Source organism: Nitratireductor basaltis (genome assembly GCF_000733725.1).
GTDB classification, from domain to species: domain Bacteria; phylum Pseudomonadota; class Alphaproteobacteria; order Rhizobiales; family Rhizobiaceae; genus Chelativorans; species Chelativorans basaltis.
This window is the reverse complement of record NZ_JMQM01000002.1, coordinates 39,370-59,066: the sequence shown is the minus strand read 5'-3', so window position 1 is coordinate 59,066 and position 19,697 is coordinate 39,370. Positions and strand designations below refer to the sequence as shown.

Sequence of the window (19,697 nt, the reverse complement as noted above, 5' to 3'; positions counted from 1 at the left end):
CATGTTCAGCGACCCAGAGAAATCGCGCCTGATCCAAGCGATGCGCCGAACCGGAACGACGCGCCTTGAAATCGAATGTGGCGCGGATGTCCTGACACTTGGTCTGGCGTTGTCCGCGCACCCTGAGGCTACCGCACCTGTCGAAACCGCTCCGCCTGCGATCGTCAACAGCCCCGCATTGGGCCGTTTTGTCGCCTGCGGCGGCGATGATGGGCTGACGGTGGTGTCTCCAGGGGACCGGGTCATTGCCGGGCAGGTGCTGGGCTATGTGGGGCTGGATGGCGCACGGGTGCAGGTTTCTGCCCCGAAGTGCGGCGTGGTGGTGGGTGAATGTCCGCAAAACGACCAGGTAGTCGGTTTCGGCGACCCGCTGTTTCTTCTGGAGCCCGACACATGAAGATCGACATAAATTCCGATATGGGCGAAGGCTTCGGTCCCTATACGCTGGCTGATGACGAGGCGCTGATGGCGCAGATCAGCTCGGCCAACGTCGCATGCGGCTATCACGCGGGTGACCCGGTGATCATGGACCGCACAGTTGGGCTGGCCCTCGACCACGGTGTCGATCTAGGCGCGCATGTCAGCTTCCCCGACCGCATGGGATTTGGCCGTCGCAAGATGGATATCCCTCTGGTCGAGCTGGAAGCGCACGTGCTGTATCAGATCGGAGCGCTTGAGGCGTTTACCAGACGGGCGGGGCACCGCATCACCCATATGAACCCGCATGGCGCGCTCGGAAATCTGGCAAGCACCGACCCGGCGATTGCGGAGGCCGTGGTGAATGCCACCATGAGTTTCGATCCCGACATTGCCTTCCTTGTTTTGCCAAGCAGTGCGTTGGAAGTCGCGGCGATCGCGCGGGGCGGCAAGGTCGTGCGGCTGTTCCTTGCAGACCGCGGATACATGCCGAACGGCCAACTGGCACCGCGCGGCGAACCCGGCGCGGTGATCAAGGACGAAGGTGAAGTCGTGGCGCGAGTTTTGGGCGTGCTGCGCGATCAGAAGCTGACCTGCGTCACCGGTGAAGAAATTGCGATGCCCGTACAATCGGTTCTCGTGCATTCGGACACGCCCGGCGCTGTGGCCCTCGCACAACGCCTACGCCAGGAGATCATCGAATCCGGCGGAGAAATCATACCGCTGACCGCGCAACTCGACACGAAATAGAGAACGACAGGCCCGCCAATTCGGTCGGGTTGATCCCACGCAAAAGGACAGGAACCAATCATGCCTTTCTCTGACTACAAAACGGCACTCGTGACTGGTGCATCTGGCGGTATGGGGCGGGGTATCGCCCAACGCCTTGCCCAAAAGGGACTGACTGTCCATGCCTTCGCGCGCAGTGCGGAAAAGCTGGAAGCTCTGGCCGCCGAACACGATAACATAGTCCCGCATGCGATCGATGTGACCGATCTTGATGCGGTCACGGCCGCACTTGCGCCGCTCGAGATAGACGTTCTGGTCAACTGTGCCGGTGTGTCGCGCCCCGGCAGCTTGCTGCAGTCCGAGGCTTTCGACATCGACGAACAGATAGACGTTAATCTACGGGCCTGTCTGCATCTGGCGCGGCTGTTGCTGCCCGGCATGATGGAGCGGGACAACGGACATATTCTGAACATCACATCAATGGCCGCGCATTACGAGTTCGGGGGGCATATTGCCTACCACGCCACCAAGGCTGCAATGCACACCGTATCCCGCCAGCTGCGGGTCGATGCCTTCGGCCGTCGCGTGCGTGTGACTGAAATCAGCCCCGGACGGGTCGAAACCGACATCTTCGCCCATGTCGAAAAGATCAGCCCCGAAGAGGCCAAGGCGAAGTACTTTGAAGGCTTTGAGATGCCGCAGGTGTCCGACATTGCCGATGCCGTCGAATATGCCATCGGTACGCCGAAATACGTGAACATCGGCATGATCGAGCTGCTTCCGATCCTTCAGGTTCCCGGTGGTCTGCGCACGGGAAAGCGTGTCGGGGACGAAGTGATTCTGACCGGAAACAAATAGGCCCTGTCCTGCCTTTCGGCCCTGACTGCTCCGCCGGCAGGGCCGCGATAGAATAGCGACGTCTCAGGAGACAAGACCGTGACAAGTCAGAAATTAGCCAATCGCGTAACGTCGATCCGCGTTTCGCCCAGCGTGGCCGCCGCCCAGAAGGTACGCGACCTTAAGGCCCAGGGCCGCGAGATCCTGAACCTGACCGTGGGAGAACCGGATTTCGATACCCCCGAAGACATCAAACGGGCAGGCATTCAGGCCATCGAGGGCGGAGATACAAAATACACTGCCGTCAACGGGACTGAAGCCCTGCGCGAAGGTATCCAGCATGACTTCGCAACGCGTCTTGGGATCAAGTGCGAACTGGACCAGATCTGCGTTGGTGGCGGTGCCAAGCAGATCCTCTTCGTTTCTATGATGGCGACGGTGGAAGAGGGCACCGAAGTCATCGTGCCGGCACCCTACTGGGTATCCTATCCCGATATGGTTGTCGCAAATGGCGGCACGCCCGTCATCGTGGAATGCGGCGAAGACGTCGGATTCAAATTGACGCCGGAGGCGCTTGAGGCAGCGATCACGCCCAAGACGCGCTGGGTGATTCTGAATTCTCCATCCAACCCCACAGGCGCGGCCTATAGCGGCGAAGAACTGCGTGCGCTGGCTGCGGTTGTGAAACGTCACCCACATGTGCTGGTGATGTGTGACGAAATCTATGACCGCATATGGTTTGCGGATTTTAAGGCAGAAAGTATCCTTGGTGTGGCTCCCGAACTGGCCGAGCAAGCGCTGGTCGTCAACGGTGTGTCGAAATCCTACGCGATGACCGGTTGGCGGATCGGTTATGCGGTCGGGCCGAAGTTTCTGATCGACGCGATAAACAAGCTGCAATCTCAGATGTCATCATGCCCGTCGTCGGTCAGTCAGGCCGCCGCCGCTGCCGCGCTCACGGGACCGCAGGGTGCCGTGGACAAGACTGTCAAGGTCTACAAAGAGCGCCGCGACCGCGCCCATGCTCTGATCAATGACATTCCGGGCCTCAGCTGCACCCTGCCGGATGGCGCGTTCTACCTCTATCCCAGCTGTGCGGGCGTTATCGGCAAGACCACGCCGCAGGGGAAACGGATCGAAAACGATCTCGACTTCGTGCTGTATCTTCTGGAGCAGGCTGGCGTTGCTTCGGTGCATGGCGGGGCATACGGGCTTGAGCCGTATTTCCGGATCTCCACTGCCACATCGATGGACATAATCGAAGCGGCCTGCGCCAAGATTGCAGAAGCCGTGGCCGAACTGACCTGATCTGGTTGCGAACCAGGTCCAACTAGGCTGAAGGCGTCGGGAGCGAATTCCAGTTCCGACGCCTTTTTTGTCGGGTGCATTCACTGGATGAGGCACGGAAAAGGCGGGCCCGTTGGGTCCGCCCGTGGTTCACCGTGATCGTTGTTTCAGTACAGATGACAGCCGACGCAGCCGCCTTCAGGGCGATCACGTAGTGCAGGGGCGACCGTCTGGCAGATCTCGCCGATCTTGCGGTGACAACGCGGATGGAAGGTGCAGCCCGCGGGAGGTGAAAGCGGTGACGGCACTTCGCCGCCCAGAATGATCTCATCTCGTTTGACACCAGGCGTGCTTGGCAGCGCAGCTGACAAGAGCGCCTCTGTATAAGGATTCTTCGGCCTGTCGAACACGTCGTCTGTCGCGCCCATCTCAACAATGGAACCCAAGTACATTACCGCGACCCGGTCCGCCAGGTAACGCGTCGTCGCCAGATCATGCGCCACGAGCAGAAAGCTGACACCGTACTCGGCTTGCATGTCTTTCAACAGGTTGATGATCTGCGATCGGATCGACACATCCAGCCCCGAAACAGGTTCGTCCAGCACCACAAGCTCGGGGCGCGAGACCATCGCGCTGGCAATGGCGATCCGCTGTCGTTGCCCACCGGAGAATTCATGCGGGAACTTGTGCGCATGGGCAGGCCCCATTCCCACTGCTTCAAGCGCCTCGTGCACACGACGGTCGATTTCACCGGTCGTCAGATTCTCGTTGACCACCAGCGGCTCTGCGACGAAATCGCGGATGCGCACGCGCGGATTGATCGAGGACCAAGGGTCCTGGAATACCGCTTGCACACGGGACCGGTAGTTGCGCAGTCCGGCACCCGAAAGGCTGTGAATGTCTTCGCCGTGGAACCGGATGGTTCCTGTGGTCGGGTCTTGAAGCCGCAGCAGAAGCCGCGTCGTCGTGGTCTTTCCACAGCCCGATTCACCAACCAGCGCAAGCGTCTCGCCTTTGGAGATGTGGAAGTTCAGGCGTTCGACTGCCCGCACGGTCAGGCTCTTGTTGGTGAACATGCCGGCGCGCACAGAATAGTGTTTCGACACAGCGCGGGCTTCTAGAATGGGTGTATCTATCATTCGTCCACGGCTCTCCAGCAGCTGGTTGTGTGGTCACCGGAGGAATCGGCGGCAACGGTTGGTGGCGCTTCGGCGCGACAACGGTCATCCGCATAGGCGCATCGTGGCGCGAAGGGGCAGCCGGTGATCTTGTCGGTCGGGGCCGGGGGTTGCCCGGGAATTGTGGTCAATCGCCCTTCGTGGCCGTGCAGGCTTGGCACCGCTGCGATTAGCGCCTCGGTATAGGGATGGGCCGGATTTGCAAAGATCTTGGCCACCGGTCCGGACTCGACGATCCGGCCGGAATACATCACGATCACCCGATGGCACAAATTGGCGACGATGCCGAAATCATGGGTGATGAACAGGATCGCCATGCCCGTTTCTTCCTGCAGCTGCTTGAGAAGCCGCAGATATTGCGCCTGGACCGTCACATCCAGAGAGGTTGTGGGTTCATCCGCGATGATGACCTTGGGGCGGCAGGAAATAGCTATTGCCCCGACCACGCGCTGACGCATCCCGCCGCTCATTTCGCCGGGATAGTTGTCGATCCGGTGTTCGGGCGCTGCGACCTTGACCCGGCGAAGTGCACCGATGATGCGGTCGCGCAGCGTCTTGCGGGGACCGGGGCTGTGTAGTTTCAGTGCCTCACCGATCTGGCTGCCAACGGTAAACGCGGGGTTCAGCGAGGTTTGCGGATCTTGCAGGATCATTGAGATATCCGCGCCGCGCACCTGCCGCATCTCCTGTTCGCTGAGCGTCAGGAGCTCGCGCCCATCCAGCTTGACGCTGCCGCCCCGGATCTTTGCGGCGTGCTTGGGAAGCAGTCGCATCAGCGACATCGCCGTCATTGACTTGCCAGATCCGGATTCACCCACGATTCCCAGGGTTTCACCGGCCCGTACGGAAAAGCTGTGGTCATTGACGGGAAAGAAGCTGCCCGCCCTGGTCGTTACTTCGACTTTAAGGTTCCTGACTTCCAGCAGGGCGCCCGTATCAGAGGTGTTCATTTCAAACCTGCCTTAGTCTCGGGTCGAGCATGTCGCGGAGCCAGTCGCCGATCATGTTCACCGAGAGCACGGTCAGCATGATTGCGAGGCCGGGAAAGAAGGCGATCCACCAGTCGGTTGCGATGAAATCCCGACCATCGGAGACCAGCAGCCCCCAGGTTGGCGTGGGCCGTGGAATGCCGATCCCGAGAAAGCTGAGCGAAGCGTCCAGCATGATTGCGATACCCACTTGCAACGTGGCGAGCACCACGATGGTGTTGGTAACGTTTGGCAGGATGTGCCGGAACAGTATGCGGGTGTGTGACGACCCCGCCACCATGGACCGTGCCACGAAATCTGCATTGCGCAGCAACAGCACCTCGGCCCGCACCTGTCGAGCGAAATAGGCCCAGAGCGCAAAGCCAACGACGATCACGACGGACAGGAAACTTGCGCCGATCGCAGCAGCAAGGGCAAGGGCCAGAAGCATGGCAGGCAGCGCCAGCGAAATGTCGACCAGACGCATCACCAGCCCGTCGAACCAGCCGCGCACATACCCGGCGATCAGGCCGAGTGTCGTGCCGACGACGACACCTACTGCAATCCCGATCATCGAAACCGCAAGGACGTACCACGCGCCGTGCACGATCCGGCTAAAGATATCGCGGCCAAGTCGGTCTGTTCCCATCGGGAATTCCCAGGTGCCGCCGAAACCGACCGGCGGTTGCAAGCGCGCCTTCAGGTTTGGCGTATAGGGATCATGCAGGGCGATCCAGTCCGCGAAGAAGGCCGGGATGATGAACACGGTCAGCAAGACGACCATGGCCAGCAAGGGCAGATCGCGCAGCCTCCGCCAAAGGTTTGGACCGGTAATCGTGGGGGATGATAGCTCAACCATGACGGATCCTCGGGTTGACGACGACGTAAAGCAGGTCAACGAAAAGGTTAGAGAGCATGTAAATCACGGCGTATGCGATGATGACGGCCTGCACGACGGGGAAGTCGCGCCCGCGGATCGCCTCAATCGCGACCCAACCCATACCGGGATAGGAATAGACCGATTCAATTACCACGGATCCAGTCAGGATCGAGGCTGCCAGAATGCCGAAATAGGTCAGCGGCACCACCGCCGCGTTTCGCAGCGCGTGTTTGAACACGACTGCCCATTCCGATGCTCCTTTCACGCGCGCTAGCTTGATATATTCCGCGTCGAGAACCTCGAGCATCGAGGACCGGGTCAGCCGTGCCAACGCCGAGATCTGGAACCAGGCGATGGCGACGGCAGGCAGGACCAGGTGGGCGATGCTGCCCATCCCCGAGGTCGGAAGCCAACCGAGCCAGACCGAAAAGACCCAGATCAGGACAATACCAAGCCAGAAGTTCGGCATGGATTGCCCCAGCAGTGCAAAGCCCTGCGTGGTCTTGTCGATCATGGAGCCCTTGTAAACCGCTGAGGCAATGCCGAGGGGCATGGCCACCAGAACCGTGATCAGGATCGACAGGCCCCCCAGCTTCAGCGTTGCGGACATCCGGTCCATCACGAAGCCCATGGCATTCTCGCCGGGCCATTTCAGTGAGACCCCGAAATCTCCCTGCACGGCATTGCCAAGAAAGGTGAGGTACTGCTTCCAGAGCGGCTGATCCAGGCCCCATTCGCGGACGAAGTTCTCGATCTGCTCATGTGTGGCGTCATCCGGTAGAAGCGCATCCACCGGGCTGCCCGAAAGCTGTGAGAGGGAAAAGACGATCATCGAGATGATGAGGAGCGCAAAGAGGCTGGAGGCAACTCTCAGCGAAAGATAGCGCAGCATTGTGAGGTTCCTTGCAATGCCGTCGGCGCGAGGCCCGGGTGAAAGGCCCTGCGCCGACGTGCCTGCGAGCGTTACTTCAGGTCAATCAGCTCAAAATGGCTGAGGCCTGATGAGGTTGACCCGGGAAACGTCCAGCCTTCGACCAGATCGCTGTTGACCACGACCGAGGCTGGCACGGTGGCCATCGGCAGATGTGCATAGCTGTCGAAGATGCGGGTAAACATATGTTCGAGCGTCGCGTCGCGCTTTTGCGGATCGGTTTCAGCTACCAGCGCGGCACCCAGCCTGTTCAGCTCGGGATCACCCACATCGAGGTGCGGACTTGCCTCGGACGTAAAGAAGATCTGCACGCCAAGGGCACTTGGCCGGACCGGAGCGTTGCGCATTGGCGTAACGAAGTCTGCCGAGAATCCACGGATCGCGGTGTTGCCCGTGGCCCAGTCCTGCTCGCGCATTTCGGTCTGGATACCGGCGACATCGAAATAGGCCTGCACCAGTTCGGCCATCTGGGCGAATTCCGGGTTGCCGGCAAGGCTCGTTACTACCAGCGGGATCTTGGGGTTCTCGAAATTGTCGGGATAGCCGGCTTCTTCAAGCAGTTCCGCTACACGCTCCGGATCGTAACCATAGGCCTCTTCGAAGCGGGCTTCGAGTTCTTCGGAATACCCCGGAAAGCGCGGGTCCATGGTGTAGACGGGCAGCTTGCGCACCCCCTCTCCGTAAAGCGCCTCGAGGATGGCGTCGCGGTCGAGCGCGCGGTTCATCGCTTCGCGAATGCGCTTGTCGGCCCAGGCGTAGGTGCGAGCATCACGATTTTCTTCGGCTTCGGGGTTCAGGAACTGGCCGGTAAAGAGCATCGTGGTTTGCATCGCGCCCTCACTCGACACCAGCACTGTCTGGCCGGCCTCGACCGCATCGTCCTGCAGATCGCGCGGCAGGGTCACTGCATGGGCTTCTCCTGCCGAGAGCATCGCGAGACGCGTGGATGGTTCGCTCACCCAGCGAAACTCGATAGCGTCAAACTCTGGCGCGACACCGCTCCAGTGATCGGCAATGGTGCTGAAGGTGATCGACTGGCCGGTTTCGCGGCCTACATACTTGAACGGCCCTGACCCAGCAGGGGCGGTTTCATAGCCTTCGATCCCCTCGGCATCGAATTGCGCCTTGCTGTAGATCGCAAGCGACCCGCGCCCGGCGTGCGAGAACAGGAAGTTCGGCTCTGGCGAAGGCATGTCGAAGCGCACGGTATGTTCGTCGACCGCTGTGACCTCGATCTCTCGGAAATTGCTGATGCCGCTCAGCTTGGCATCGTCGCCGATATGAAGATTGAAGCTGTGCACCACGTCTGCCGATGTGACCGGGCCCCAGTCGTCGTTGAACCGCGCTTCGGGATGCAGGCGGAAGGTCCAGGAAGTGAAATCTTCGTTGTGCTCCCAGCTTTCGGCCAGTTGGCTGTTGTCGTACTTACCCGTTTCTGGGTCCTGTCCGACGAGCGTTTGCAGTGACGGCAGTATGAACGCACCGGTGGTGGTCCAGTAAAGGTTGGAATCGGCACCAAGTGGGCTGACGGCCACCACAACGGTTTCTTGTGCTTGCGCCGCGCCGGTCATCGCGCTGCCAAGAATGGTACCGGCCAGCGATGCGACCGTGACCGCCCTGCTGGTACGCCGGATGAAGGTATTGAAAGTATAGGTCATAAGCGTCCCCTCTCGTGTCGCCGTTTTGCTTTGGCCCCGGTGGTGCCGGGGTTCGAATTATTGTGGGATCACTGTGCAGGGGGTGGGATGGATTTGTATAATAGCAAAGCCAACTGATGGCATAGCCAATGGCAATGTCCATCGTGCTATCGCTTTGATCGGAAACTTGATGAGCTGAAGTGGGGCGACGCGACAAGGGGCTGCCGCCTGAACCCTGTACGCCGCGACAGCCTTGCAGCCACTGACCTTGGCATTCGGGCTGCGGTGCGAGGTCGCAAACGCATCCATCACTGCTGCCTCTCCCTCTAGTTCCAAAAAAGTGGCAGAGTTTCCCCCGCCACTTTGCCCTGTCAGCCAGCCATTTATGCGGGTCGCAACGCGCGTTACAGAATGGTGCGCAGATACCCCAGCGACGCCTCGAAATCGCCCTCGATATGCGGTATCCGTGCGGCCTCCAGGGCAAGCGTGCCTGTGTATCCAATCGACTTTAGCGCATCGATCTGTCCCTTAACGTTCGTCATGCCGGTGCCGTAGTGCTGCCATGTCATCTTTCCGTCGATGAACTGACCGTCTTTCAGATGCACATTGCGGATGTAAGGCTTGAGCTTTTCGAAGCCGGCCTCGAAGGTTTCCTGTTCAGCCTCGTAGAGGTTGCCGGTGTCCCAGACATAGCCAAACGTGTCCCTGTTCACGGCAGCCAACAGGGCAAGGCAGGAATCGCTGGTATCGGCCCAGGTGCCGGGTAGGTTTTCCAGTTGTACCTTGATGCCGCGCGTGGCGGCGCTGTCCACGACATCGCCCAGCAGATTGACCACCTGCTCGAATTCCGCCTTGTCCGCTGTCCCGCTGCGTTGGGGGGCAAAGGTAATCAGAGTGTCAGTGGACATCTTTTCAGCCATGTCCATGCTCATCTGCCACAAGCCACCCTTATGCAGGGCCACCATGTCGCTGAATACATCCATGCCGATGAAATTGCCGGCAGAGGCCGCAGTATAGGTTATGCCGTATTTTCGTTGTGCGCCCTTCAATACTTCCCAAGCGTGCCCGGTCAGCAGTGGAAAACGCTTGGACTCAACGGTTCGGGCCTCAAACAGGGTTATGCCGTGATCAACAGCGGTTCTCAGTATTGTATCGAGCGTGCCCGCCCCGGTCAGCGGAGCAACTTCGTTGGTAACTGCAGCAAGTTTCATGAGGCGGATTGGCTTTCTGGTTTAGGTGCCGCGACAGCTGTGCGGCAAGGGTTCAAACCACGCACAAGGCGCAGCGGCACAGATTTGGAGATGGTGAGCATCCCGATTGTGAGAGGGCCGGAGCGGACGTCCGGCGGGGCGCAAACAGAATGCGTACCTTGCCTGCCGGATCATGGTGGGTCGTTGTAGGTTTTGAAAATACAATCCCGGCATGTCGCCATAGCTAACCTGTATGGCGCTGGCGCACGGACAGGGAGGCCGGCAATTGTCGTCGGAGCCCACAGCTTCGTCCGTTTTGACGCACCGGGCGCGCATCACGGCAACTGGGCTTGAGATAAAAAAGTGCCGCCGTGGCGGAGGGAAGCCACGGCGGCCTTTTATCATTCACGACAGCCCGGAGAGGGGGGTGAGGCTGCCGTGTGCATGTCCGGAATGGCGGGGGACAGGCCTGAACCGGACTGTCAGCGATAATATTGCTGACAACTGTTATTTCGTGCGCTCAACATGGCTATTCAAGGGCGGCGAAATTACATCTTCGTAACGTTCGCGTTATCGTTTTGTTCGCGCTCCCAGTCCCAGGGCGTTTGGCAAGAGTGACACCCCGGCAGGTGGCTTTTGCATGGACAGCGCGTGGCCTTCGCGCTACCCGTTCATCCCATGAAAAAAGGCGATCATCTCTTCCTTGTCGACGGTTCGGGCTACATTTTCCGGGCTTACCACGCACTGCCTCCGCTGACGCGCAAATCCGACGGTTTGCCTGTTGGCGCGGTTTCGGGCTTCTGCAACATGCTCTGGAAGCTCCTGCAGAATGCGCGCGACACGAATGTCGGTGTCACGCCCACGCATTTTGCGGTGATCTTCGATTACTCGTCCAAGACCTTCCGCAACGAGCTTTACTCGGAATACAAGGCCAACCGCACGGAGCCGCCGGAGGACCTCGTGCCCCAATTCGGCCTGATCCGCGAAGCCACCCGCGCTTTCGATCTGCCCTGTATCGAAAAGGAAGGCTTTGAGGCCGACGATCTCATCGCCACCTATGCAAGGCATGCCGTGGAAGCGGGCGGTGATGCCACGATTATATCCTCCGACAAGGACCTGATGCAGCTCGTCGGACCATGCGTCTCCATGTACGACCCGATGAAGGACCGCGAGATCCGCGTGCCGGAGGTGATCGAAAAATGGGGCGTGCCGCCTGAGAAGATGATCGACCTGCAGGCACTCACGGGCGATTCCATCGATAATGTTCCCGGGGTGCCGGGCATCGGCCCGAAGACCGCCGCGCAATTGCTGGAAGAATACGGCGATCTCGACACGCTGCTCGACCGCGCCTCCGAGATAAAGCAGAACAAGCGCCGCGAAAACCTGATCGCTCATGCCGACAATGCGCGCCTTTCGCGCGAGCTCGTGCGTCTGCGCACCGATGTGCCGGTGGATGAGGGCATCGACGCGTTTCAGCTCAACCCGCCGGACGGTCCCAAGCTCATCGGTTTCCTCAAGGCGATGGAATTCACCACGCTCACGCGCCGCGTGGCAGAGGCAACCGGTGCTGATGCTGCCGAGATCGAAGCCGCAACGGTAGAGGTCGCCGAAGGGGCTGCAGCCCATGGTCCCGATCTTACCGTGCCATCATCTGGTACGGGTGAAGCAGGGGCGGAAGGGGAGGTCGCGCCAGCCGGTCCTCGGGGTGAGACACCGCACCAGCTTGCAAAGAACCTTGCAGATCAAGCGGCGACCACCGCAATAGACCGCACGGCCTATGAGTGCATCCGCACGACCGAGCGGCTGGAGCATTGGATTGGCGAAGCGCGTGAAGCAGGCATTGTCGCTTTCGACACGGAGACCACATCGCTCGACCCCATGCAGGCTGGCCTGTGTGGCGTTTCGCTGGCTGTTGCGCCCGGTCGCGCAGCCTATGTTCCCCTGTCCCACAAGGACGGTTCCGGCGATCTCTTGGGGGGTGGCCTCATTGAGGATCAGATCGCGGAAGAGGAAGCACTCACGCTGTTGAAGCCGCTTCTTGAGGACGCTTCCGTCCTCAAGATCGGGCAGAACCTGAAATTCGATTGGCTGTTGCTCTATCGCAAGGGCATCGAAGTCGCGCCTTATGACGACACCATGCTCATCTCCTACGCGCTCGAGGCGGGAGCGGGGCATGCGGGCGGTGGCCACGGCATGGATTCGCTGTCGGAGCGCTGGCTCGGCCATGTGCCGATCCCTTACAAGGAACTGACGGGGACGGGCCGCAACCAGATCACTTTCGACATGGTTGAGATCGAGAAAGCCACGGCCTATGCGGCGGAAGATGCCGATATCACGCTGCGCCTGTGGCATGTACTCAAGCCCCGCCTCGTCGCCAACGGTCTGACCACCGTCTATGAACGCCTTGAACGTCCGATGATTTCGGTGGTGGGCCGCATGGAGCATCGCGGCATTCAGGTGGACCGTCAGATCCTCTCGCGCATGTCCGGTGACTTCGCGCAGACGGCTGCCGGCATGGAAGAGGAAATCTACGAGCTGGCCGGCGACCGCTTCACCATCGGTTCGCCAAAGCAGCTTGGCGAAATCCTCTTCGGCAGGATGGGGTTGCCGGGTGGAGCCAAGACCAAATCCGGACAGTGGTCGACTTCGGCCCAGGTGCTCGAGGAGCTCGCAGCCGCCGGTCACGCCCTGCCGCGCCGCATCGTGGACTGGCGACAGGTCACGAAGCTGAAATCGACCTATACGGACGCCCTGCCCGGCTACATTCACCCGGAGACGGGGCGCGTTCACACATCCTATTCGCTGGCATCGACCACGACAGGGCGACTGTCCTCGTCGGAGCCGAACCTGCAGAACATCCCGATCCGAACAACGGAAGGCCGCAAGATCAGGCGCGCTTTCGTGGCGCCGGAGGGCTGCAGACTGATCTCGGCCGACTACAGCCAAATCGAACTGCGCGTGCTGGCACATGTGGCGGAAATCCCGCAGCTGCGCCAGGCTTTCGCCGATGGGCTGGACATTCACGCCATGACCGCATCGGAAATGTTCGGCGTGCCGGTTGAAGGCATGCCGGGCGAGGTGCGCCGCCGCGCCAAGGCAATCAATTTCGGCATCATCTACGGCATTTCCGCCTTTGGCCTTGCCAACCAGCTTGCCATCCCGCGCGAGGAAGCCAGCGCCTATATCAAGCGCTATTTCGAGCGTTTCCCCGGCATAAAGGACTATATGGAAGAGACGAAGGCCTTCGCCCGACAAAACGGCTATGTGGAGACGATCTTCGGTCGCCGTGCCCATTATCCTGAAATCCGCTCGTCCAATCCGTCCGTGCGCGCCTTCAACGAGCGTGCCGCCATAAACGCTCCCATCCAGGGCTCGGCGGCTGATATCATCCGCCGCGCTATGATACGCATGGAAGGCGCATTGGCAGATGCGGGGCTGGGTGAGGTGAAGATGCTTCTCCAGGTGCACGACGAACTGATCTTCGAAGCGCCCGTCGATCTGGTGGAGAAGGCCATCCCCGTGATCCGCGAGACCATGGAAAGCGCAGCCTTTCCGGCGCGCAACCTTTCGGTTCCGCTACAGGTGGATGCGCGCGCGGCTGACAATTGGGACGAGGCGCATTGATATGGAATGGCTTTCAGCCACGCCGCTGCAAAGCCTTCTTCCATTCCTGCTGGCTTCATTTCTGATCGAGCTGACGCCAGGGCCGAACATGGCCTATCTGGCGCTGGTTTCGGCGTCAGAAGGTCGGCGGGCCGGGGCTGCGACAGTCGCAGGTGTTGCCTTGGGCTTGGCTGTCATTGGCATCATAGCAGCGCTCGGGGTGGCCCAGCTCATCCTGGCTTCACCCTTGTTGTATGGGGCCCTTCGATGGGCTGGAATTGCGTTCCTGCTCTATCTCGCATGGGATGGCTGGCGCATGGGAACAGATATCGTGAAATCCGCCGACAAGCCGGATAGCCAGCATTTCATGCGCGGCTTTATCACGAACCTTCTCAATCCCAAGGCCGGTGCATTCTATGTGACTGTGCTGCCAAGCTTCGTTGTGCCCGGCCTGCCCGCCAGCCAGCAGACGATCATCCTGACGGGTGCCTATGTAGGAGTGGCGACAGCCGTTCACGCTGCGATCGTAATTCTTGCCGGCTCACTTGAGCCAATCCTGAACAATCCGCGCCGGGAACTCGTTGCACGCCGTGTGCTTTCGGCGATGCTTGCTGCTGTCGCAATATGGTTTGGCTGGGTGACCGGCCGCTGATCAGACGGCCTTTCGGATCGCCTCGATGTTACGGCGATAGGCGTCTTCGCTGCCGCCTTTGAAGACGGCGGAGCCCGCCACGAGCACATTTGCACCCGCTTCCACGACAAGTGGCGCCGTTTCAGGTGTCACGCCACCATCAACCTCGATATCGATGTCACGATCGCCGACCATCGCCTTCACGCGGCGGATCTTCTCGACAACCGCGGGGATGAAAGCTTGACCGCCAAAGCCGGGATTGACCGTCATGAAGAGGATGAGGTCCACTTCGTCCAGCACATATTCAATGACGCTTTCCGGCGTGCCGGGATTGAGCGAGACACCCGCCTTCTTGCCAAGCTTGCGAATGGTCTGAAGCGAGCGGTGGAGATGCGGGCCGGCCTCGGCATGAACCGTGATGATGTCGCAACCTGCATCCGCGAAGGCTTCCAGATAAGGGTCTGCAGGCGCAATCATCAGATGGCAGTCGAACACCTTGTCCGTGCGGTCACGCAGCGCCTTGATGACCGGCGGCCCAAAAGTGATGTTCGGCACGAAATGCCCGTCCATGACGTCAAGATGCACCCAGTCGGCGCCCGCGCGCACCACGCTTTCCACCTCGTCTCCCAGACGTGAGAAATCCGCAGAAAGAATGGAGGGTGCGATATGGATGGGGCGCGTCATGAGATGTCTCGCAAGCCGGTGTTGAACCTGGCATTGGACCTACCCGCCCAGCGTTGACTTGTCGAGAAGGCTCCCATTCTCAAAACGATTAGCTATGTGGATGCCGCTTTCCACGACCCTTAATCGAGCCGGAACAGACAGTTAGCCGGGCGTCAAAAAACTGACATCTGAGTGACATTGGGGGTTCATGGACCGGCAGTAGGACTCCTCCCCGACAAGAGCAAAAGCTCGAGACCAGGGAGAGGTCATGCTTGAGATAAACGGCGTTACGCGACGCTTCGGCAAAACCGTGGCCGTCAATTCCGTGAACCTCCAGATCGCCGAAGGCGAGATGGTTGGCGTCATCGGTCGCTCAGGCGCGGGCAAATCCACGCTCCTGCGCATGATAAACCGTCTCGTCGATACCAGCGAAGGTGCCATCACCTTCAATGATGTCGTGGTGACGGGTCTGAAAGGAACAGCGCTGCGCCGCTGGAACCGCGATTGCGCGATGATCTTCCAGCAGTTCAATCTCGTACCGCGGCTTGATGTTCTGACTAATGTGCTGCTCGGTCGCCTCAATCATCGCTCAACCGTCAAGAACCTGCTGGGCATCTATTCCCGCGAGGAGCGCATCAGGTCCATCGCGGCACTTGAGCGGCTCGACATCGCGCATACAGCACTCCAGCCGGCGGGCACGCTATCCGGCGGTCAGCAGCAGCGCGTGGCCATTGCGCGCGCCCTGATGCAGGAGCCGAAGGTTATCCTCGCCGATGAGCCGATCGCCTCGCTCGACCCGCTCAATGCCAAGGTGGTCATGGACTCGCTGGCAGACATCAACCGTCGCGAAGGCATCACCGTCATCACCAATCTCCACACGCTGGATACCGCCCGCCACTACTGTTCGCGCATCATCGGCATGGCCAAGGGTGAAGTCGTCTTCGACGGTCCGCCCATCGCGCTGACAGCCAATGCCGTGCGCAAGATCTACGGCGCCGATGCGACAGGCGAGACGGTGCGCGAAGACATCACCTCCACCGCCATCAAGACGCCGCCTCCGCCCGTGGCAGCGCGCGGTCTGGAGCCCGTTCTCGCCGGATAGGCAGCGCTTTGCCCCCGTCACGGGCCATGGATCATCAATGAAAAACCGCCGGGCCTTCCGGCAACAACAGGAGAGACGACATGCTGAAGAAAGCACTTCTGAGCGCCGTTGCGCTCGCAGCACTTGCAATGGGTTCTGCCCAGGCCGAAGACCTGAAGACATTCCGCGTCGGCATTCTCGGCGGCGAGAACGAAGCCGACCGTCTGCGCAATTTCCAGTGCCTCGCAGACAAGCTTCCCGAAGCACTTGGCGTTGAAGAGGTCCAGTTCTTCCCGGCTTCCGATTACGATGGCGTTGTTCAGGGCCTGCTCGGTGGCACGCTTGACTATGCAGAGCTCGGCGCCTCCGGCTATGCCAAGGTCTATCTCGAAGATGATAACGCTGTTGAGCCGATCCTGACCACGGTTCAGACCGACGGCTCCACCGGCTACCACTCCGTCATGGTTGCCCGTGCCGATTCCGGCATCAAGACCCTGGAAGACCTCAAGGGCAAGAAGCTCGGTTTCGCCGATCCGGACTCCACCTCCGGCTACCTTGTCCCGGCTGTGACGCTGCCTGCCGCCATCGGCGCTCCGGTTGACGAATTCTTCGCCGAGACCGGCTTTGGTGGCGGTCACGAAAACCTGGTTCTCGAGGTCGTGAAGGGCACCTTCGATGCAGGCACCACCTGGGCATCCGGCGTGGGTGATTTCTCTGAAGGCTACACCTCCGGCAATCTGCACAAGATGGTCGAGAAGGGCATTCTCGACATGGATGATCTGGTGGAAATCTGGAAGTCGCCGCTCATCCCGAATGGCCCGGTTGTTGTTCGCACCTCGCTCGACGACAGCATGAAGCAGGCCTTCAAGGACTTCATGATGCAGCTCCCCGAAACCGACGCCGAGTGCTTCTCTGCGATCCAGGGTGGCGATTACACCGGCTACACGGAAGTAACGCCGGAATTCTACGCGCCGATCATCGAAGCGCGCCGCGCCCAGATCGGTTCCTGATAGGACCAATCCGAGACCGGCCCCTTCTCCTCGATCGAGGGGGAGGGGCTGCCTCATGTCTTGAGCAGACCGGACATCATGACAGCGACCACACAGACACCGCTTCTGACAGAAGCCGGCGCAACCGTTGAACGTCATTGGCGGGAACTGGCTGGCCGCCGCCGCCTCTACACCTTTGGCGGCATCGCATTTCTTGCGCTGGCAATGTTCGGCTCGCTCTGGTTTGCCAACGAATCCAATGCCGGCAAATTCTTTGACCGCCTGCCCTATCTCTTCGATTTCGTGGGTCAGCTCGTGCCACGTGACGGCATGGAGATATGGCGGGCAATGTTCGACCTGCCGTCGCCCTATGACGATGGCAGCCTGAAATACAATTATCCGGACGGGCGCATCTATCTCACCGAGAGCCTGTATCTGCCGGAATATTTCTACAAGATGCTCGAGACGATCAATATTGCGGTGGTTTCCACACTGATCGGTTTTGTCTTCGGCTTCATTCTTTGCTTTCTGGCTGCGGCCAATCTGACGACGCGGCGCTGGCTGCGCTTCTTCGTGCGCCGCTTCATGGAAGTGCTGCGCGCCTTCCCCGAGATCGTGATCGCCGGCTTCTTCCTGGCCATCCTCTCGCTGGGTGCGGTTCCCGCCATCATAGCTGTGGCGATCCACACCATCGGCGCGCTTGGCAAGCTCTTCTTCGAGGTGGTCGAAAATGCGGATCTGAAAGCCGAGGAGGGCTTGCGTGCTGCTGGTGGCAACTGGGTCGAGCGCGTCTGGTTCGGCGTCGTGCCGCAGGTCCTGCCCAATTTCCTGAGCTACACGCTGCTGAGACTCGAGATCAACGTGCGCGCCTCCACCATCATCGGTGCGGTCGGCGGCGGTGGCATTGGCGAGGCCTTGCGCCTGTCGATTGGCCGCGGCCATGAGGCCAAGACGCTCGCGATCATCCTTTTGCTGTTCACAACAATCGTTGCGGTTGACCAGTTCTCCGCATGGCTGCGCAAGCGCCTTGTGCGTGAACAAAGCTTCACTCTCGCGCAGGGAGCGTGATCATGGCTTCACAATCCGCAAATGACGCGATCCTGGCGCGCTATCCCGAAATATTCGCCAGCAGCGCCCGCCGTCAGCGCACCGGCTGGCTGATCGGCCTCGGTGCAATTGCCTATCTCGTCTTCGCCTGGTGGTTCTTCTCCATAGGCAGCGTGTTGGGCGGGGCCAATTGGGGCATCGCGGGCACCTATCTGAGTGATTGGTATTCCTACGAGATCAAGCCGGATATCGACCTTGAGGAAAACCATCTCACGGTCTCCTTCCCCCGCTTCTCGCCCCTCGGCAGTGATCCCAAACCGGAGTGGCTGGAGCTGCGCAAGGACACCGTGCACGTCGCCGCCAGTACAGGTTCAGCCGCCACCGGAACGGGGCAAACCGCGAATAGCGGCTTCCTTGGAAATCTGCAGGCAGAGCCTTCCCCTGCCCAAAACAGTTTCCTCGGCAACCTGCCGCAAGCATCCGGTGAAGCTGCTGCCGAGCCCACGCCGCAAGCACCTCGGCAAATCGAGGCAGTCGTTGAAGCGCGCGTCCACCTCTCTGCGGACCAGTTCATCGACGTGCAGCCGGGCGGCGTGGTTGTCACACGCGGCGACGAAGTCCTGAACATTCGCATTGAAGATGGGCGGGTTCTGCCGCTCGACCCGCTGCCCGACTGGGCAAGCCAGCGCTCGGAAGGCGCGAAGATACTCCTTTCCTTTGGCATGAAGGGCAGGGCGGAAATCCGCGACAACAAGGTCAAGGTCAGCCGCCGCTTCCTGGGCTGGGAGAACTTCTTCTTCGACACGCGCTCACCATTCTGGGGCAAGTCTTCCGGGGAGGTGATCTCCCTGATTGCCTTCGGCCCGCGTATCGAGCCCGACCGCAGCAACGCCGCGCTCGCCTTCGACAATTTCGCCAACAACGCCGAGTGGCAGCACGGCGATGTCTGGCTCAAGCTGCTTCAGACCATCGTCATGGCCTTTGTCGGCACGGTGCTTGCAGTTCTCGTAGCATTCCCGCTGTCATTTCTTGCTGCCCGCAACATCCATCCGCGGCGGGTTGCCAATTTTGCCCTCAAGCGTTTCTTCGACTTCCTGCGCTGCGTGGACATGCTGATCTGGGCGCTTTTCTTCACCCGTGCCTTCGGGCCCGGGCCGCTGGCCGGCATTTCCGCCATCTTTTTCACCGATACCGGCACATTCGGTAAGCTCTACTCCGAGGCGCTGGAGAATATCGACGAGAAGCAGCGTGAAGGTGTTCGCTCGGTCGGTGCCTCGCCAAGCGTGGTTCAGCGTTTCGGCGTATTGCCGCAGGTGCTTCCGGTTTTCCTTGGCCAGGCACTGTATTTCTGGGAATCGAACACGCGTTCAGCGACCATTATCGGAGCTGTGGGTGCAGGTGGCATCGGCCTGAAGCTGTGGGAAGCCATGCGCACGAACCAGGATTGGGAAAATGTGGCCTATATGGTCTTGTTGATCCTGATGGTGGTGTTCATCTTCGACAATATTTCAAGCATGCTGCGCCGCCGGCTGATCGGAACCGAGGGTGCAGCACTGAATTAGGAATTCGCAACTCTGGCCAAGCCATTGGCGTGCGTTGACGCTACCGAATTTTTCGTTGTGCTGTCAT

The 19,697-nt window shown here is 60.2% G+C and carries 17 protein-coding genes; 10 read left to right on the top strand and 7 right to left on the bottom strand.

What is annotated here, in order from left to right:
• The first annotated feature begins 1 nt into the window (after position 1).
• From EL18_RS12620 to EL18_RS12605, 4 genes are all read left to right on the top strand, one after another.
• Positions 2-397 (top strand): acetyl-CoA carboxylase biotin carboxyl carrier protein, encoded by a 396-nt coding sequence (locus EL18_RS12620; RefSeq protein ID WP_036484986.1) that lies wholly within the window; start codon positions 2-4, stop codon positions 395-397.
• The gene (locus tag EL18_RS12615) at positions 394-1,167 is read left to right on the top strand and encodes a LamB/YcsF family protein (RefSeq protein ID WP_036484982.1); all 774 of its coding nucleotides are present in this window, start codon (positions 394-396) and stop codon (positions 1,165-1,167) included. Before EL18_RS12620 ends, EL18_RS12615 begins: the two co-directional genes overlap by 4 nt.
• Before the next feature lie 60 nt (positions 1,168-1,227).
• A complete protein-coding gene (locus tag EL18_RS12610; protein WP_036484979.1) occupies positions 1,228-2,004 on the top strand; it encodes an SDR family oxidoreductase in 777 nt (258 codons plus the stop codon).
• A 78-nt stretch (positions 2,005-2,082) separates the two neighbouring features.
• On the top strand, positions 2,083-3,291 hold the full coding sequence (locus EL18_RS12605; protein ID WP_036484976.1) for an aspartate transaminase: 1,209 nt from the start codon (positions 2,083-2,085) through the stop codon (positions 3,289-3,291).
• A 146-nt stretch (positions 3,292-3,437) separates the two neighbouring features.
• On the opposite strand, the gene EL18_RS12600 is transcribed toward EL18_RS12605, so the two are convergent.
• The 6 genes from EL18_RS12600 to EL18_RS12575 form a co-directional block, all read right to left on the bottom strand.
• On the bottom strand, positions 3,438-4,409 hold the full coding sequence (locus tag EL18_RS12600; RefSeq protein WP_036484974.1) for an ABC transporter ATP-binding protein: 972 nt from the start codon (positions 4,407-4,409) through the stop codon (positions 3,438-3,440).
• A complete protein-coding gene (locus EL18_RS12595; protein ID WP_036484971.1) occupies positions 4,406-5,398 on the bottom strand; it encodes an ABC transporter ATP-binding protein in 993 nt (330 codons plus the stop codon). Before EL18_RS12595 ends, EL18_RS12600 begins: the two co-directional genes overlap by 4 nt.
• Before the next feature lies 1 nt (position 5,399).
• The gene (locus tag EL18_RS12590) at positions 5,400-6,275 is read right to left on the bottom strand and encodes an ABC transporter permease (protein ID WP_200875538.1); all 876 of its coding nucleotides are present in this window, start codon (positions 6,273-6,275) and stop codon (positions 5,400-5,402) included.
• Positions 6,268-7,188 carry an ABC transporter permease gene (locus EL18_RS12585; RefSeq protein ID WP_036484965.1) on the bottom strand — a complete coding sequence of 307 codons (921 nt, stop codon included), beginning with the start codon at positions 7,186-7,188 and terminating at the stop codon, positions 6,268-6,270. The genes EL18_RS12590 and EL18_RS12585 overlap by 8 nt, the downstream gene beginning before the upstream one ends.
• A 71-nt stretch (positions 7,189-7,259) precedes the next feature.
• The gene (locus tag EL18_RS12580; protein ID WP_051914235.1) at positions 7,260-8,885 is read right to left on the bottom strand and encodes an ABC transporter substrate-binding protein; all 1,626 of its coding nucleotides are present in this window, start codon (positions 8,883-8,885) and stop codon (positions 7,260-7,262) included.
• A gap of 383 nt (positions 8,886-9,268) precedes the next feature.
• A complete protein-coding gene (locus EL18_RS12575) occupies positions 9,269-10,075 on the bottom strand; it encodes a sugar phosphate isomerase/epimerase family protein (protein ID WP_036484946.1) in 807 nt (268 codons plus the stop codon).
• Between the two features lie 657 nt (positions 10,076-10,732).
• Between EL18_RS12575 and polA the strand changes: the two genes are divergently transcribed.
• Positions 10,733-13,678, top strand: a complete 2,946-nt coding sequence (gene polA / locus EL18_RS12570) for a DNA polymerase I (RefSeq protein ID WP_036486310.1) — start codon at positions 10,733-10,735, stop codon at positions 13,676-13,678.
• 1 nt (position 13,679) lies between these two features.
• The gene (locus tag EL18_RS12565; RefSeq protein ID WP_036484944.1) at positions 13,680-14,309 is read left to right on the top strand and encodes a LysE family translocator; all 630 of its coding nucleotides are present in this window, start codon (positions 13,680-13,682) and stop codon (positions 14,307-14,309) included.
• Here the strand turns inward: EL18_RS12565 and rpe are convergent, their stop codons facing one another.
• Positions 14,310-14,972, bottom strand: a complete 663-nt coding sequence (gene rpe / locus EL18_RS12560) for a ribulose-phosphate 3-epimerase (protein WP_036484942.1) — start codon at positions 14,970-14,972, stop codon at positions 14,310-14,312.
• Between the two features lie 247 nt (positions 14,973-15,219).
• Here rpe and phnC point away from each other — a divergent pair, with 247 nt between their 5' ends.
• From phnC to phnE (EL18_RS12540), 4 genes are all read left to right on the top strand, one after another.
• Positions 15,220-16,053 carry a phosphonate ABC transporter ATP-binding protein gene (gene phnC, locus EL18_RS12555; RefSeq protein ID WP_036484938.1) on the top strand — a complete coding sequence of 278 codons (834 nt, stop codon included), beginning with the start codon at positions 15,220-15,222 and terminating at the stop codon, positions 16,051-16,053.
• 80 nt (positions 16,054-16,133) lie between these two features.
• Complete coding sequence (gene phnD / locus EL18_RS12550) at positions 16,134-17,042, top strand: phosphonate ABC transporter substrate-binding protein (protein WP_036484936.1); 909 nt, start codon at positions 16,134-16,136, stop codon at positions 17,040-17,042.
• A gap of 78 nt (positions 17,043-17,120) precedes the next feature.
• Entirely contained in the window at positions 17,121-18,089 is a 969-nt protein-coding gene (gene phnE / locus EL18_RS12545; RefSeq protein ID WP_036484933.1) for a phosphonate ABC transporter, permease protein PhnE, read from the top strand.
• 2 nt (positions 18,090-18,091) lie between these two features.
• Entirely contained in the window at positions 18,092-19,630 is a 1,539-nt protein-coding gene (phnE, locus tag EL18_RS12540; protein ID WP_152553057.1) for a phosphonate ABC transporter, permease protein PhnE, read from the top strand.
• Positions 19,631-19,697 lie beyond the last annotated feature (67 nt).